This window comes from Chitinophaga alhagiae (assembly GCF_003568665.1).
GTDB classification, from domain to species: domain Bacteria; phylum Bacteroidota; class Bacteroidia; order Chitinophagales; family Chitinophagaceae; genus Chitinophaga; species Chitinophaga alhagiae.
The window spans coordinates 783,282-799,780 of the sequence record NZ_QXMH01000001.1 but is presented as its reverse complement, the minus strand read 5'-3'; the positions used below and the strand labels follow the sequence as shown (position 1 = coordinate 799,780).

At 52.7% G+C, this 16,499-nt stretch carries 10 protein-coding genes; 8 read left to right on the top strand and 2 right to left on the bottom strand.

Going from position 1 to position 16,499, the window contains the following annotated elements; translation table 11 throughout:
- Positions 1-194: 194 nt before the first annotated feature.
- The 7 genes from D3A97_RS03115 to D3A97_RS03085 all read left to right on the top strand — a co-directional run bounded on the left by D3A97_RS03115 (position 195) and on the right by D3A97_RS03085 (position 11,116).
- A complete protein-coding gene (locus tag D3A97_RS03115; protein WP_119076543.1) occupies positions 195-896 on the top strand; it encodes a hypothetical protein in 702 nt (233 codons plus the stop codon).
- Positions 881-2,827: a ComEA family DNA-binding protein gene (locus D3A97_RS03110; RefSeq protein ID WP_157986329.1), complete on the top strand. Its 1,947-nt coding sequence runs from the start codon at positions 881-883 to the stop codon at positions 2,825-2,827. The genes D3A97_RS03115 and D3A97_RS03110 overlap by 16 nt, the downstream gene beginning before the upstream one ends.
- 676 nt (positions 2,828-3,503) lie before the next feature.
- On the top strand, positions 3,504-6,698 hold the full coding sequence (locus tag D3A97_RS03105) for a SusC/RagA family TonB-linked outer membrane protein (protein ID WP_119076539.1): 3,195 nt from the start codon (positions 3,504-3,506) through the stop codon (positions 6,696-6,698).
- Between the two features lie 58 nt (positions 6,699-6,756).
- A complete protein-coding gene (locus D3A97_RS03100; protein ID WP_157986328.1) occupies positions 6,757-8,199 on the top strand; it encodes a SusD/RagB family nutrient-binding outer membrane lipoprotein in 1,443 nt (480 codons plus the stop codon).
- A gap of 169 nt (positions 8,200-8,368) precedes the next feature.
- Positions 8,369-8,680, top strand: coding sequence for a DUF3467 domain-containing protein (locus D3A97_RS03095; RefSeq protein ID WP_119076535.1), 312 nt, complete (start codon positions 8,369-8,371; stop codon positions 8,678-8,680).
- A 9-nt stretch (positions 8,681-8,689) separates the two neighbouring features.
- Positions 8,690-9,766: an Ldh family oxidoreductase gene (locus D3A97_RS03090; RefSeq protein WP_119076533.1), complete on the top strand. Its 1,077-nt coding sequence runs from the start codon at positions 8,690-8,692 to the stop codon at positions 9,764-9,766.
- A gap of 27 nt (positions 9,767-9,793) precedes the next feature.
- Positions 9,794-11,116 (top strand): aspartate kinase, encoded by a 1,323-nt coding sequence (locus D3A97_RS03085; RefSeq protein WP_119076531.1) that lies wholly within the window; start codon positions 9,794-9,796, stop codon positions 11,114-11,116.
- A gap of 138 nt (positions 11,117-11,254) precedes the next feature.
- Here the strand turns inward: D3A97_RS03085 and D3A97_RS03080 are convergent, their stop codons facing one another.
- Together D3A97_RS03080 and dinB are read right to left on the bottom strand one after the other, a co-directional pair.
- Entirely contained in the window at positions 11,255-14,242 is a 2,988-nt protein-coding gene (locus D3A97_RS03080) for a DNA polymerase III subunit alpha (protein ID WP_119076529.1), read from the bottom strand.
- Between the two features lie 130 nt (positions 14,243-14,372).
- Positions 14,373-15,623, bottom strand: coding sequence for a DNA polymerase IV (gene dinB, locus D3A97_RS03075; protein ID WP_119076527.1), 1,251 nt, complete (start codon positions 15,621-15,623; stop codon positions 14,373-14,375).
- Between the two features lie 166 nt (positions 15,624-15,789).
- Here dinB and D3A97_RS03070 point away from each other — a divergent pair, with 166 nt between their 5' ends.
- Entirely contained in the window at positions 15,790-16,464 is a 675-nt protein-coding gene (locus tag D3A97_RS03070; RefSeq protein ID WP_119076525.1) for an SdpI family protein, read from the top strand.
- Positions 16,465-16,499 lie beyond the last annotated feature (35 nt).

Genomic DNA, 16,499 nt, shown 5'->3' with positions numbered 1-16,499 from the left:
TTTGCTGCCCGTAAAAAGTTTGTTAACCAGCAAAAGGAAGTATGAAGATCATTGTTTGTTTACTGGGCATGCAGCTCTGCATGCATTACCCGCGGGTTTACGCGGTTGGTTGTTCCCCGGTTGGTTGTTCCCCGGTTATTGCAGAAGGCCGTCTCTTAACAGCGAAACATTTTCCTGGCATTTTTACCGCTGCCATGCAGCCAGCACAGGCACCCGCACCTGTTACACAACTTGCGCCCGCTGCCATTTCCGGCAGCTTTTCCCCGGTGATGCAGGCATTCCGCAACCCCGGCGCCCTGGCGGGCCTGCGGCATTTTTCGGCAGGGTTGTACACGGAGCGGGGGTTCCTTCTAAAAGAGTTAAGCGTATACGCGGTAGCGTTAAGTATGCCGGTTGCAACCGGTGTAGTGGGTGTTAAATTGTGGCAGTTCGGTTTTCCGCTTTACCGGGAGCAACTGGCGGGGCTGGGTTACGCATTGGCGCTGGGAAACCGGTTGCAGGCCGCCGTATTTCTGGATTACGGCACGTACGGCATGGACGCGGAACTGGGGCTTGTATGGCAGCTTACAAAAGAAACAGGGCTGAGCCTGCACCTGTGGGGGCCCGGCAGGCGCCATGGCGTATATACGGCCGGGTTGAGCTATATGCCTTCTACCGGGTTGCGGCTGGAAGGTGAATGGCGCAAGGAGGCCAACTGGCCACTCTTTATGAAAGTGCAATGCCTCTACCGGCCAACAGGCGCAGTATGGCTGCTGGCCGGCTTTTCCACCGCGCCGGCCACACAGTTTGCCGGCGCGGCTTTCAAGGCAGGGCGGCTGCAGATAGGGGTTACAGGCAGTTACCATTCACTGCTGGGCATTACACCAGGCATTATGTTGGTATGGGGAAAAGAATGAACTGGTGGTGCATGGCCGTGGTGATAACAGTGCTGCTCCGGGCCGAAGTGAAAGCCGGCGGGCAGGAAACGCAAAAAAAAGAACATGGCCGGGAAATGCCGCAGGAAGAAGTACATGAACTGCCGTATGAAACCGAGCTGGAACAGCTGCCGGAAGAAGAACAGCCACGCCTGGAGAACGATGAGGCCTTTCAGCAAAGGGAAACGCTGGCTGGCCGGCGGTTGGACCTGAATGCGGCAGACGAAGCGGCATTGTATGCACTCGGGTTGCTGTCTGCTTTGCAGGTGCAGCAGTTCATAGCCTACAGGCAATTGCTGGGCCCTTTGATCAGCTTGTACGAACTGCAGGCGGTGCCCGGTTTTGACCTTCCCTTTATCCGGTCTTTGTTGCCTTATGTGCGGGCAGGCACAGGACTGGAACCTGCCTATACCCTGAAGGACTATTGGCGGAAGGGCAGGCACACGGTACTGATGCGTTACCAGCGCCCGCTGCGGGCGGTTGAAGCGAATAAATATAATGGCAGTATTGACAAGGTGATGCTACGGTACCGGTACCAGTTCTCCCCTTACGCCAGTTGGGGAGTGGTAATGGAGAAAGATGCCGGGGAGCAGTTTTTCCGCGGCGCGCAAAAACAGGGTTTTGACCATTATGGCGCGCACCTGTTTGTACGCAAGGGTAACATCAAGGCACTGGCCTTGGGGGATTATACGGTTAACATGGGGCAGGGGCTGATCCAGTGGCATGGCCTTTCTTTCGGGAAAAGCGGGCAGGTAATGCAGGTGAAGCGCGAAGGGGAAGTACTGCGGCCTTATGCTTCGGCAGGGGAATTTTACTTCTACCGCGGGGCAGGCATTACAATAAAGCGCCGCCGCAGCGAATGGACGGCATTTCTTTCCCGCCGCGCGCTGGATGCGGCAGACAGCAGCGGGTCTCTCACCACCGGCGGTTATCACCGCACCGCGGCGGAAGTGGGCAAGCGAGGCAGTATGTTGCAATACACCGCGGGTGCCGTATACAAAAAATGGCTGCCGCACGGGCACATGGCCGTGAACGTGCTGGCCCACCGCTTTTCAAAACCTTTTGTGAAAGGGACCGCGCCTTACCGCCTGTATGGCCCCGATGGCCGCACATTCCTGAATGCAGGCGTGGATTATGCGCTGGGTTGGCGCAACCTGCATTTTTTTGGTGAGGCGGCGGTGGATAGAAACAGGGAATACGCGGTGTTGCAGGGGCTGCTGGCCACGCTTTCCCGCGGAGTGGATGCGGCCTTTATATACCGCCGTGAAATGCCCGGCTACCACGCGTTTTATGCAGACGCCCTGGGAGAGAACGCTTCCGCCGGTAATGAATCCGGGTTTTATACGGGGCTGCAGGCGCGGTGGGGCAGCCGTTGGCTGGTAGCGGCCTATGCGGACGTATTCCGCTTCCCCTGGTTGAGGTACCGCGTCAATGCGCCGTCTGAAGGTTATGATGCGCTGGTGATGTGTACGTGGCAGCCAGACAAACTCACCACCCTCACCTTGCGGTATTACTATAAACGGAAGGCGGCCATAGATTCACTGCCCGTTCCCGCGGAGCAGACCGTACGCTGCCAGATCAGCTTGCCCGTGATGGCAAAGTCTCTTCAGTGGAAGTGCCGTCTGCAGGCCGGCGCCACTGCGTGGCTGGTACATCAGCAATGGGAGGCCCGCTGGCAACGGTGGCGCTTCAGTGCAGGATATACATGGTATGAAACAGCGGAGAAAAAAGCAGTGTTTCTTGCGGGGCAAGGGTTTCCGGGAGATAATTCTCTGGCGCGCTACTCCGGCAGCGGCTGGGGATTGCAGCTGCAGGCACAGCGGCGCATTGGCCGGTCTGTTACATGCTGGTGCCGGTGGCAACTGGCCCCTGGCGCTAGCTCGCTACAAGTACAATGGCGTTTCGACTGGTAATTGCACCCCAAAAAACCGGGAAGAAATGATTTTATGTAGTAAAAAATATCCCTGTTAGCCAAAAGGGTGAAGTCTACATAAATATTTTTTTAGATAATATGATAATCTTATCGAGTTGATATTCATATGATTGCAAAGTTATCTTGTAAAATCTTTTAACAAACTTTTAACCGATGCATTTTTGAAAATAAAAAATGCACTATCTTAGAAATATCATCCAAAATTTGATACTGACTGAAGGGAAAAAATGAAAAACTTTTTTTTGGAGCCTTGCAGAAAAAACTAAAGCCAAAATTTAAACCGAGAAAAAAATCCAGAGCATTTAACATTTTCATCAACTGATGGTAAAGATCGCCATTCTATTACCCAGCCGCTACTTTATTATAATAACCCGGACCCAGATTAGAAAATAGTTTTTGATCAAGGGAAACCTGTGTGCGAACTAACCGTAAAACCTATATGACTAAAGTATTGTGTCAATCTCTGTATCAATTCGAACAAGATCTGGATACCTGCATCACTTAGCTTCAGCTTTGAAAGTAAGTATTGCGTCAACCACTACATCAATTTAAACAAAATCTAAATCGCTATGACTTAAGATCCATTCATGTATTTCATTATTTCCGCCAATTTTTAGAATTAAAAGTTCATCATCCAAAATCTGAATCTTTCTTTTATGAAACAAGCTTTACTGTTCATCACCATGCTTATGGTGAGTGTCAGCCTTGCATATGCACAGCAGCGCAAGGTGACAGGTAAGGTGGTAGGAGACGACGGCGCTCCAATTCCTTTTGCCACCATACAGATTAAAGGCACAACATCGGGAACCACTGCAGACCAACAAGGCAATTTCTCCCTCCAGGTTTCCGGAGACAATGTTGTAATCATTATCAGAAGCGTTGGGTTTACCCAACAGGAAATCCCTCTCGGCAGCCAGACGTCCGTAAATGTTACACTGGCGTCTGATTCCCAAAGTCTCCAGGAAGTAGTCGTAACCGCCTTGGGCGTGAGCCGTGCAAAAAAATCGCTGGGTTACGCCGTACAGGAAATCAAGGCAGACAAAATCACCCAAACCAAACAGGCAGACCTCAACACGGCCATTGCGGGTAAAGTGGCCGGCGTGCAGCTGCGCGGCGGCTCCGGCGCCAAGTTCGGTACTACCACCATCCGCCTTCGTGGTGTGAACAACCTTACAGGTGGTAACCCGATCTATGTGGTAGATGGTGTAATTACACCGTCTTCTGCCATCAATCCTGATGATGTGGCTTCCCTCACGGTGCTGAAAGGCCCTGCTGCTACTGCATTGTATGGCCAGCGTGCTTCCGAGGGCGCTGTGGTGATCTCTACCAAAAAATCAAGCGGTTCCGGCATTGGCGTTACGCTGAACCACACCACCACTTTCGAAAGGGTGTACGTGCTGCCGGAATACCAGAATGAATACGGTGGCGGCAGCTCACAGAGCTGGCGCACTTTCGTGTTCAATCCTGCGCAGCACGATCCGGCGCTGCAAGTACTGGACGGCGCCAAGTATTACAACTATGAAGTGGACGAAAGCTGGGGCCCCCGCATGGACGGCACTATGCACGCTCCCTGGTACGCCTGGGACAAAACGGTGAACGCGGAAGACTTCGGTAAACAGAAACCTTTTGTAGCGCACCCCAATAACGTGCGAGACTTTTTTGAAACTGGCGTTGCCAACAACACTACCGCCTCTTTTGCCAAAAGCGGCGAAGGGTACAGCAACCGTTTTTCCTTCACCAATCTTACCCGTACCGGTGTGATCCCCAATTCCAAACAACAAAAGAACTGGCTCACCTACACCGGCTCGCTCAACCTGACAGACCAGCTGGTGATATCTACCGGCGTCAACTACGTGTACGAGTATCTTTACAACGTGCCGCGTGAAGGGTACAGCACGCAAACAACAGGTTCTTTCAACCAGTGGTTTCACCGTAACCTGGAAACGGACAAGCTGAAACAGTACTACAAACGCGCAGACGGCAGCTTCCGCAGCTGGAACATCACCGGGCCCACCAACCCCGCCGTGAAATATTGGGACAACCCGTATACCGAAGCGTATGAAAACGTGCGCAACAGCTGGGAACAAACCATCTTTGGCCATGTAACCCTGGGTTACAGTTTCCTGAACGGGTTCAAGGCACAGGTGATCAGTCGCGGTACGTTCATTAACCAGAACGGAGACAACCGCGTGGCCTCCTTTACGCTGAACCCCGCGTTCTTCGGTACCAGCCAGGACAAACGGACGGAAACGGCTTTCCTCGGTAGCCTGGAGTATGAAAAGAACGTGAACGACTTCTCTTTCAGGGCAGGTCTCTGGGGTGAGATCAACAAACGCAAGCGCAACCAGGTATCATCTCAAACCGCTGGCGGCTTCATTGTGCCCAACGTATACAATGTCAGCAACTCGCTGAACGAAAAAGTGACCAGCAATTTTGTGCAGAACCGGCAGATCAACAGCTTGTTCGGTTACGCCTCCATCGGCTACCGGGATATGGTGTTCCTCGACGGGTCTGTGCGGAATGACGTGTCTTCCACGCTGCCTCAAGACAATAACTCCTATGTGTACGGCAGCTTGTCTGGTTCTTTTGTGTTCACAGAACTGCTGGAAAACAAGAACTTCCTGAGCTTTGGTAAGGTGCGCGCTTCCGTAGCCCGCCTGGGTACAGATACCGATCCTTATGGTTTGTTTGAAACGTTCCCGCTGGGTACTAACTACAGCAAACCTATTGTATCTCCCTCCGGGGCCACCAGCACGGTGGTATATTCCCGGCAAAATGTGCCTGATACAAGGCCTAATGACGAACTGCGCCCCGCTATGTCTACCAGCTATGAGATAGGTACGGAACTGCAGTTTGCCAATAACAGGGCACGCCTGGACGTGAACTACTTCTACCGTAACAACAAAGACCAGATCGTGAACGTTACGGTGCCAAGCTCATCTGGTTACAGCGGCCGGCTGATCAATGCCGGTGAAATGGAAAACAAGGGATGGGAATTTACTATTGGCGCAAGCCCCCTGAAAAACAAGGACTGGAATTGGGACGTTGATATCAATTTCGCGTTCATGAAAAACAAGATCATTTCCATAGCGCCCGGTGTAGACAATCTCCAGGTTGCGTTGGACGGTTCCGCGCTTTCTTTCGGGTTTGTAGGCTCTCCCCGTGTTTCCCTGAACGCTACCAAGGGTAAATCTTACGGCCAGATATTGGGCGGAGGGTTTGAACGCGATGAAGCAACCGGTAAGATACTGGTAGATGACGATGGGTATCCTTTGATGCAGAACCAGGTGGAATTAGGTTACGTAACGCCAGACTGGACCGGTGGCCTTGCATCCGGCTTAACGTACAAGAACTTCTATCTGAACTTTTCACTTGACTTCCAGAAAGGCGGCCGCTTTGTATCCATCTCCAAAATGTTCAATGCCGGGTCTGGCCTGGGCATAGAAACTGTTGGGAACAATGACAAAGGCAATCCCAAGCGTGACCCTGTGGAAGATGGCGGCGGCATCAAGCTGGATGCTATTAATGCCAACACCGGCAAGGCAAATGAGGCCTACGCTGATACCAAAGACCTCTATGAATCTTACCTGTTCTCTATGTGGGAGAACTGGACGTACGATGCTTCTTATGTTAAACTTCGTGAATTGTCTTTCGGGTACTCCCTGCCGGCAAAGATCTTTAACAGAACACCTATTAAAGGGATAAACGTTGCGGTGATAGCGCAGAACCTCTGGCTCATTTATTCAAAAGCCAAAGGCCTTGACCCGTCCGAGCTGGAATCCTCCTGGATCGAAGGTGGTCAGTTGCCCGGTACCCGGTCTATCGGCTTTAACGTAAAAGTTAATTTCTAATATCTAAACCGCAGAAGAAATGAAACAGATCAGGTTTAAACATATAACATCGGCGGTGATGCTTGGATTAATGCTTACATCCGCCGTGTCTTGTAAGAAAGATTTTGGCGACATGAACGTGAACCCGAACACCCCGGCAGAGCCCAGCACCAAATTCCTGTTCGGCAGCGCAGTATTAGGCCTTGCCGGTGTTACCAACGCCGCAGGCGGCGTGTTGTACGTACAGCATCTGGGAGAGTTCATTTATAATAATGAATCCCGCTACTTCAACCGTGAATATAGTTACAATGGGATTTACGCCGGCCCGTTAATGGACCTTACCCGTATGATCCAGCTCAATACAGATCCGGCTACCAAAGACACGAAAGCAGTTACGGATAACGGGCCTAATGATAACCAGCTGGGCCACGCCAGGATACTGCGCGCGTTCCTGATGCTGCATATGACAGACAGGTGGGGAGCCATTCCCTACTCCGATGCGCTGAAAGGCATAGATCAGCTGCAGCCGGCATTTGATCAGCAGAAAGCCATTTATGCCGACTTGCTGAAAGAATTGAAAGAGGCGCCTGCCCAGATTACGCGGGCTATGCCCAATGACCCGCTTTTTGACGGTAATTTTGAGCGCTGGAAAAGATGGGGTAACTCATTGAGGGCCATAGCAGCCATGCGTATTGTTAAAACGGAAGACGCTGAAGCTGGCAAGACCGCTTTCCAGGAGGCTGTTGCGGCTGGCATCATGACCAGTGCAGATGATGACGCTGCCTATTCCTACCTGGCACAACAGGCATTTGAAAGCCCCTGGTATACCAACTACCGTAGCCGCTACGACTATGGTGTAAGTGAAACGTTCATCAACAGACTCTCCGACCTTGCTGATCCCCGTTTGCCCATTATGGCCCGCCCACCCAAGTTGGCGCCCGGAACATATAAAGGTGTGCCGTATGGGAGAAATGTTCAATATGAAACCGATGGCCACAGCCTCATTGGCACTACACCGGCAGCCCAGGCTTTTCCCGCCGTATTAACCTCCTATGCCCAGATGTGCTTCACCATGGCCGAAGCGGCATTGCGCGGATGGGTCCCGGGAGGCGATGCTGAAGTGATGGCCTGGTACAATAAAGGCATAGACGCGTCTATCAGGAAATGGAAAAAATTGGCCGGAAGTGTTGCCACAGACCTTGAGATCACCGCTTATCAGGCTGAGCTGGCCGTAATTTTGCAGCCTGCGCAAACTTTTGACCAGAAACTGGAGCGCATCATGACCCAGAAATGGATCAACTTCTACCTGGGCAACGGCTATGAAGCCTGGGCAGAATGGCGCCGCACCGGTTATCCGGTGCTGTCTCCCGCACCTGATGCCGTGAATGTGGATAAGCAGATCCCCCGCCGCCAGTGCTACATCGGTACCGAGCGGGACCTGAACAAGGCTAATTACGATGCGGCCCTTGCCGCACAGGGCCCGGACGAACTGTCTACCCGCCTCTGGTGGGATAAACCCTGAACTGTCATCCTTCCTGTGACTTTAGCCCGTTGTGGCTTTTTTATAGCATGATTTAGATTTTGAAGTCACCCGGCTACAATGTCAAAGGTCGGCCTCTTCCGGGGCCGGCCTTTTTTTCGTGGCATTCAGCAGGCTTTTTATATTTTTGTACCACATTAATCCGCACATAATGGAAAAACAAGAAGAGCAACAGCAGCTCAATATTGAGCTGAGTGAGGAAATTGCAGACGGAACATATGCCAACCTGGCTATTATTACGCATTCTCCTTCCGAGTTTGTGGTTGATTTTATCAATGTGATGCCCGGCCTGCCAAAGGCCAAGGTGAAATCCCGCATTATTCTTACGCCGCAGCATGCCAAACGCCTGATGAAGGCAATCGTAGACAATATAAAAAAATATGAATCCGCTCACGGTACCATCCAGGACCAGGAGCCGGTTTCCATTCCCATGAACTTCGGAGGCCCTACCGCGCAGGCATAAATAAACAGAATGGAGCAAGTTTTTCCTTACGAGCACCTGCATGCGTTCACACAGGATGTTTTTATAAAGATGGGCTGTCCGGCAGATCAGGCCAGCCTGGCTACCACGGTATTATTGTCTGCAGACCTCCGGGGCATAGATTCTCACGGCGTGGCGCGCCTTTCCGGGTACGTACGGCTGTGGGAGGCGGGGCGCATCAATGCCCGGCCCAATATACAGGTGGTACATGAAACGCCCAGCACGGCCGTTGTTGACGGAGACAGCGGCCTGGGCCTGGTGGTGGCGCCTTTTGCCATGCAGGTGGCCATGGATAAAGCCCGCACTGCCGGCACCGGCTGGGTGAGCGTACGCCATTCCAACCACTTCGGCATAGCCGGCTACCACGCCATGATGCCGCTGCAGCAAGATATGATAGGTATGGCCATGACCAACGCCAGCCCGCTGGTAGCGCCTACATTTGCCACAGAACGCATGCTGGGTACCAATCCCATTGCCGTGGCCATCCCCGCGGGCAGCCAGCCGCCTTTTGTAGCGGATTTTGCTACCACCACCGCCGCCAACGGCAAACTGGAGATCCTGCAACGCAAGGAGCAGGAAGCGCCGCTGGGCTGGATACAGGACAAAAGCGGTACCCCCAGCACCAACCCGAACGAGCTGAAAAGCGGTGGGGCGTTGCTGCCGCTCGGTGGGGACCGTGAGCATGGCAGCCACAAGGGCTATTGCCTGGGTGCAATAGTTGATATATTTTCGGCCGTGTTTTCAGGCGCCAATTACGGCCCCTGGGCGCCGCCGTTCGTGAGTTTTCTGCCGCTGCCGCCAGACCCGGTGGGCAAAGGCCTGGGCCACTTTTTCGGCGCCATGCGGGTAGATGCCTTCCGCCCGGCAGATGAATTTAAAGAGCATATGGACAAGTGGATCGGCCGCTTCAGAAGCGCGGCCACAGTAGAAGGGCAGGAAAAAGTGCTGATACCGGGAGATCCCGAGCGGGAGATGGAAGCGGAAAGAAGAAAAACGGGCATTCCCCTGTTAGGGCCGGTGGTAAAAGACCTGGGGGATATTGCCGTTAAATTTAAAATCGATTTTTAAGTAATACATATTATACCTTAACTACAAATGAAAGTCTTGAAATTTGGCGGGACCTCGGTTGGTAAACCTGAGCGTATGCATGCCGTAGCGAAGTTGATTACTGCAGATACCGATGCCAAAATAGTGGTATTGTCTGCCCTGTCTGGTACCACTAACGCCCTTGTGGAGATCAGTCAGTCTCTGCTGGACAGCAAAAAGGAGCAGGCCAAGCAGCAGATAGACAAGCTGGAAGCACACTACCGCAATTTCTGCCATGAGCTGGTGAAGGGAGAGGCCGCCCGTGAAAAAGCCAGGGCGGTTGTAGACGAACATTTTGAGTTCCTGAACATCATACTGAAAATATCTTTTAACGAGGCGCTGAACAAAGACATCCTGGCGCAGGGAGAGTTGCTTTCCACCAAACTGTTCTGCGCCTACCTGGAAGATGCCGGCGTAAAGGCCGTGTTGCTGCCGGCGCTGGACTTCATGAGCATAGACGAGTTTGAGGAGCCGGAGATCCCGCGCATGAAAGTGAAGCTGAGCGCACTGATAGACAAGCATAAAGGCGAAACCCTGTTCATCACCCAGGGGTATATTTGCCGCAACGCCCGCGGAGAGGTAGACAATCTCAAACGTGGCGGCAGCGATTATTCCGCCTCCCTCATCGGCGCGGCCATCAGGGCCTCCGAGATCCAGATATGGACAGATATAGACGGCATGCATAACAATGACCCGAGGGTAGTGAAAAAGACCTTCCCCATTGAGCAACTGTCTTTTGACGAAGCGGCGGAGCTGGCCTACTTTGGCGCCAAGATCCTGCACCCCGCCTCCATCTGGCCGGCGCAGCATTTCAACATTCCCGTGAAACTGCTGAACACCATGCAGCCGGATGCCAAAGGCACCATTATCACGGAATTGCCGAACGGTAACGGTGTAAAGGCCATTGCGGCCAAAGACGGCATTATTGCCATCAAGATCAAATCCAGCCGCATGCTGCTGGCTTACGGTTTCCTCCGCAAAATATTCGAGGTGTTTGAAAAATACCGTACGCCTATTGATATGATCACCACTTCCGAGGTGGCCGTATCACTCACTATTGACGATCAGAAACACCTTGACCAGATACTGAAAGAGCTGCAGCCGTTCGGTACGGTGGAGCTGGACCATCACCAGGCTATTGTATCCATTGTAGGCAACGAGGTAGCGGCTACGCCTTCCATCCTCAAAAAACTGTTTGAGGCTATGAATGAAGTACCGTTAAGAATGATCTCCTACGGTGGCAGCCGTCATAACATCTCCATACTGGTAGGCGGGCAGCATAAGGAAAAAACGCTGCAACTGCTGAACAAAGGGTTGTTTGGGCTGGATTGAGCCGTAACAACGGTTGCCGCCCTACAGGCGTAACCTGTTCCGGAGATTGTTTGCCACGGGCACGTCTTTTTGTATAACCGATCTCCGTCCGCACAAAAATATCATGGAACGCTCCGCTGCAGGCGGGGCGTTCTTCTTTTACATCGCGGCTTTCAGTGCGGGCTGATCTTCAAAATACCCGATCTTCCGCATATAACCCACATCCAGCGTATACACGCCAAATTCTTCCGTTACCTTGCCTTCCAGTATATAAAAACCGCCTTTCATAAAAGGGTATTTGCGGATGCTGTCCGGAAAATGGACCGTATCCAGGAAATCACCCTTGCTGTCAAGGAAGGTACCGAAACACATCGGCTCGTTTTTGCTGGTATATACATGCTTGAGGCAGACAAAATATCCCAGCATTTTCACCTGTTGCCCCTGATGGTCTTTCAGGGCGGATACGGGCAGGTAGCGCTGCTGGTCATGCTGCAGTACGTCAAACGGGGAGCATAACGGGAAGCCCAGCAGCTCTATTTCATCAAAGGCGTCTTCGTGCCGGTGGTAGGAGAGCGCGGGCAGGTCCCAGTTCCGGGAAGGCTCCCGGAAAAGGCGCGGTTTGTCATCTTCGTGGCCTGACAACTTCAGCAACGCGGAACTTTTCCATAACAGCTGCTTCTTGGTGTGCCCGGTAAACTTGAATGCGCCGATGCGCACCAGTATTTCCAGTTGTTCGGGTTTGGGATGGGTACGTTCCGTGAAGTTCTCCAGGCTTGCGTACGGGCCGTTGGCGGCGCGCTCCCTGAGCGCATTTTCTATAAATGCCTGTTCCAGGCTATCTACATGAATAAACCCTGTGTACACATCGTTGCCGGTGATGCGGGTGGCATATTCGCTGTTGTTCATACAGGGCGGATGCAGGGTAACACCGGTTTTCTGCAATTCCCGGAAATAAAGCTCACGGTTGTAAAAGCCGCCGAAATTATTGATCACCGCTACCATGAACTCGGCGGGGAAGTGCGTTTTGAGGTAAAGGCTCTGGTAGCTTTCCACCGCAAAGCTGGCGGAGTGCGCTTTGGAGAAAGAAAAATTGGCGAAGCTGGATATCTGCCGCCATACTTCTTCGCTCACCGCGGGGTCCCGGCCCAGGCGGGCGCAATTGTTGAAGAACTGCTGCCTGATCTTCTCAAAGTTATTGAGACCGCGGTATTTGCCGGCCATGGCCCGCCGGAGAATGTCCGCATCCGCCAGGTCCAGGTCCGCAAAATGATGCGCTACCCTGATCACATCTTCCTGGTATACCATCACCCCGAAGGTTTCTTTCATCAGTTCTTCCATCACCGGGTGCAGGTATTTCACCTCGTTGGGATGGTTGTAATTGTATACATATTGCCGCATCATGCCCGCCTGCGCTACGCCGGGGCGTATGATGGAGCTGGCGGCCACCAGCGTGAGGTAATCCTCACACCGGAGTTTCTGCAGCAATTGCCGCATGGCGGGAGATTCTATATAAAAGCAGCCGATGGTGTTCACCGTTTTCAGGTTGTTTTTGACCGCTTCATCTTCCATAAAAAACGCCCGGTTATGAAAATCATTGAGGTGGATGGTGATGCCGCGGTTCTCCCTGACATAGTCCAGGGTGTTGCGGATATGCCCCAGGCCGCGCTGGCTGAGAATATCGAATTTATGAAGCCCGATGGCCTCCGCCATGTGCATATCCAGTTGTGCGGTAGGAAATCCTTTGGGCGGCATGTGTGTGGTGCAGTGCTGGAAAATGGGCGCTTCGCTGATGAGAATGCCGCCGGCATGGATGCTCAGCTGGTTGGGGAAGGGTTTGGATTTTCCCCGGCTGTCTTCCACCAGCATTTTACCGAACCGGATGATGCGCTGGTGTATGTTATCTCCGCCCAGCGTTACCTGGTAAGGGTTTTCCAGTATTTTATCTATTTCACGTTTGGGCAGGCCGTATACCTTGCCCAGCTCGCGCACAATGGAATTGGTCTGGAAGGTAGATACCGTGCCCAATAACGCCGTATGGTCGGATGTGTATTTCCGGAAAATGTAACGCGTTACCTCATCGCGGTCCCGCCAGGAAAAATCGATGTCAAAATCAGGCGGGGAACTGCGGTAGGGATTGAGAAAACGTTCAAAATACAGGTTGAGGCTGATGGGGTCTACGTCTGTGATGCCGAGGCAATAGGCAACAATGGAATTGGCCCCGCTGCCGCGCCCTACATGGAAAAAATCGCGGTGTTTGGCAAAACGCACAATGTCCCACGTGATCAGGAAATACGCGTTAAATTGATGGTGATCGATGATGTTCAGTTCTTTTTCCACCCGTTCCCGCGCTTCCGCATGATGTGGGCCATACCGGTATTCCATGCCTTCAAAGGCGAGATCGCGCAGCAGGTCACGGTCTGCCTGCGGGCTGTGGGTAAAACATTTTTTATTGAGCTGCCGGCCGGGCGGTAAATAAATTTCGCATTGGTCCATGACCAGCAGCGTGTTCCGTACAATATGCGGCAGTTCCTGAAAACAGTTCAGCAGCTGCCATGGGGGCATAAAACATTCATCGGCCCCGGCGGCTTCTCCGGGAGGCAGCTGGCTGATGAGCAGGTTATTGTCTACCGCGCGCAACACGGTATGCAGCTCGTGTTTTTCTGCATCCTGAAAGGTAAGGGGCTGCAGTATCACCAGCTTATGCGCATACTTCCGGGTATCGAAGCGGAACAGCTTGTTGATCTCCCGCTGCCGGATGCCTGTAAGCTCGTGCGCCTCCAGGCTGTCCGGTGTACGGGCGCCCCAGCCGTATATCACAAAGGTATGCGGCATGAAGGGGGCTTTATCTGGAAAAAGAATATTTTGCTGCAGGTGATGGGACAGGAACTGGTTGATATGCCGCCAGCCTTCCATGTTGCGGGCCAGCAATACGTATTTGAACGCCGCACCGTTCCGGCATTCCAGGCCAAGAATGGGTTTGATGCCCGCTTCCTGGCACTCCAGTACAAACGTCCACGCATCTGTAGTGGCGTTGATGTTGGTCAGCGCCAGAGATGTGATGCCATTGTTCCTGGCCAGCCCCACCAGCTCCGAGGTACGGATGGTACCGTACCGCAAGCTGAACCATGTTTTACAGTTAAGATACATGTCACCTTTAATTACGCGTTGCCCTCGTGCGCAGGGTTATTCCTGAAACATTTTTCTCCGCTTCGTTACGCGAGACTTTTCCTGCTGACCGCTTCGCGTCAACGTTGCCCCGCCCCAGGGTGTTTCCTTTTCACGCCCTGCTGCCCGGGTACCGCCGTTTAAACACCACGGCCCGTTCAGGCGGCCTTTTGTCTTTCATGAATGGCTGCAGCCCCGCTTCAAACCTGGGCGCGCTGCTGCTGCCGCGCATGATGAACTCCCAGCCGAACTGGCTTTTGATACTGTCTATGGCCTGGTAGAGGGAGATCATTTCGTGGGTGTCCTCAAACAGGCTGATCTGGTAATTGCCTGATACCAGGTGGCTGAAACGGACCCCTATCAGGCGCACCAGCAACCGCCTGTCATACAGCCGCTCAAACAGTTCCTTTACTTTTTCCAGCAGCACGTGGTCACTGGAAGAGTAGGGGATGCTCACCTGTTTGGTGACGGTCTCAAAATCGGAATACCTTATTTTGACCGTTATGCAGCCGGTGAGCCGGTTTTGCTGCCGCAGCTCGAAGCCGATCTTTTCCGTCATCCGCACCAGTTCGCTGTGCAGGAACCGCAGGTCTATGGTGTCTGCGGAAAAAGTGTTTTCCGTGGAGATCGACTTCTGTTCATGATAGGGTACCACCGGCGTCTCATCTATCCCGTTGGCCTTTTTCCAGAGAGAGATGCCGTTTTTCCCCAGCCAGGCCTCCAGCAGCCCCACCGGTATCTCGCTCAGCGTTTTGACCGTTTCCACCCCCCGCCGCCGCAGCTGGGCGGCGGTTTCTTTCCCCACCATGGGGATTTTTTCAACGGCCATGGGCGCCAGGAAACTTTTTTCGTGCCCGAAAGGGATGGAAAGTTGCCCATTGGGCTTGGCCTCATTGGTAGCTACTTTAGACACCATTTTGTTGGAGGCCAGCCCCAGGGAAATAGGCAACCGGGTTTTACGGATAATTTTCTGTCTCAGCTCGCTCGTCCATTTCATGGTGCCGAAATATTTGTCCATGCCGGTGAGATCGAGATAAAATTCATCAATGGAAGATTTTTCATACAAAGGCGCTTCCTCCGCGATCATGCCGGTTACTTCCGCTGAATACTTGCTGTACTCGTCCGCGTCGCCGCCGCGCACAATGGCATGGGGGCACAGGCGCAAAGCCATTTTCATGGGCATGGCGGAATGGATGCCGAACGTACGCGCTTCATAGCTGCAGGCAGCCACCACGCCCCGGTCTCCCCGGCCCCCCACCAGCAACGGCTTGCCAATGAGGCTCCGGTCTTTCAGGCACTCCACGGACACAAAAAAACAGTCCATATCAAAATGAGCAATGGTCCTCTGACCGTCCAGCAACATAAGCCCAGCGTATTTTAATTCGAAAATACTAAAAAAATTAGTAAAACTAACGTTGTTAGCATAAATAATTTTAAACCATTTTGGCACGAAGGGTGTAGTAATATATAGCACTAATCCCTGCCTGCGGCTTTCGCGGGCTATTGAAAAAACGTCTAAATTTTTTTTCATGAAACATCCGGATTATGTCAAAGAATTGCTGCTGCTCGCCTTGTTATTAGGCCCCATGATCTACCTGGGCGTTATCTGGGGCAGCCTGCCGGAAACCATCCCCACCAACTTTCACCTGAACGGGGTGCCGGACAGGGTGGGAGACAAAAGCGAGTTCCTGCTGCTGATGATCTTCCTGTTTTTCACCACTTTTTTACTGTACGCGCTGTTCCGCTACATTCCCAAGCCGGAAGAAGACGCGGAGCACCCTGAACATACGCCGGAGCATATCAGGGCCTATTATCGCATACGTTTCAGGATACATATTTACCTGGCTGTTTTTACAACTGTTATCATCTACCTGGTGAGCGCAGGCCGGGAAATTTTCCTGGAAAAATGGGTGTTCGTCGGGGTAGGACTGATGGTCTCTTTCATCGGCATTTACCTGCGGCACCTGAAGCCCAACAATTTTGTAGGCGTGCGTACCCCCTGGACGCTGAAAAGCGACGAGATCTGGGTGGAAACACATGATATGGCAGGAAAGTTGTGGCTGTACGGCGGACTGGTCATCATCGTGGCCGGCATGTTCCTGCCGGTGGTGAGCGGGGTGTTCCTGTTCATTTTTGCGGCGGGGGCGCTGGCCGCGCTGCCTTACATTTATTCTTACCGTTTATTTTACAAAACACAGGGATAAGGCAAGCATCCCTGCATAAAAAAAGTAAGGGCCAT

Excerpts from the sequence above, each read along its gene's own strand:
- D3A97_RS03085 (WP_119076531.1), top strand. The coding sequence starts at position 9,794 with ATGAAAGTCTTGAAATTTGGCGGGACCTCGGTTGGTAAACCTGAGCGT.
- D3A97_RS03115 (WP_119076543.1), top strand. The coding sequence starts at position 195 with ATGCAGCCAGCACAGGCACCCGCACCTGTTACACAACTTGCGCCCGCT.
- dinB (WP_119076527.1), bottom strand. The coding sequence starts at position 15,623 with ATGTTGCTGGACGGTCAGAGGACCATTGCTCATTTTGATATGGACTGT.
- D3A97_RS03105 (WP_119076539.1), top strand. The coding sequence starts at position 3,504 with ATGAAACAAGCTTTACTGTTCATCACCATGCTTATGGTGAGTGTCAGC.
- D3A97_RS03080 (WP_119076529.1), bottom strand. The coding sequence starts at position 14,242 with ATGTATCTTAACTGTAAAACATGGTTCAGCTTGCGGTACGGTACCATC.
- D3A97_RS03095 (WP_119076535.1), top strand. The coding sequence starts at position 8,369 with ATGGAAAAACAAGAAGAGCAACAGCAGCTCAATATTGAGCTGAGTGAG.
- D3A97_RS03090 (WP_119076533.1), top strand. The coding sequence starts at position 8,690 with ATGGAGCAAGTTTTTCCTTACGAGCACCTGCATGCGTTCACACAGGAT.
- D3A97_RS03070 (WP_119076525.1), top strand. The coding sequence starts at position 15,790 with ATGAAACATCCGGATTATGTCAAAGAATTGCTGCTGCTCGCCTTGTTA.
- D3A97_RS03110 (WP_157986329.1), top strand. The coding sequence starts at position 881 with ATGGGGAAAAGAATGAACTGGTGGTGCATGGCCGTGGTGATAACAGTG.
- D3A97_RS03100 (WP_157986328.1), top strand. The coding sequence starts at position 6,757 with ATGCTTGGATTAATGCTTACATCCGCCGTGTCTTGTAAGAAAGATTTT.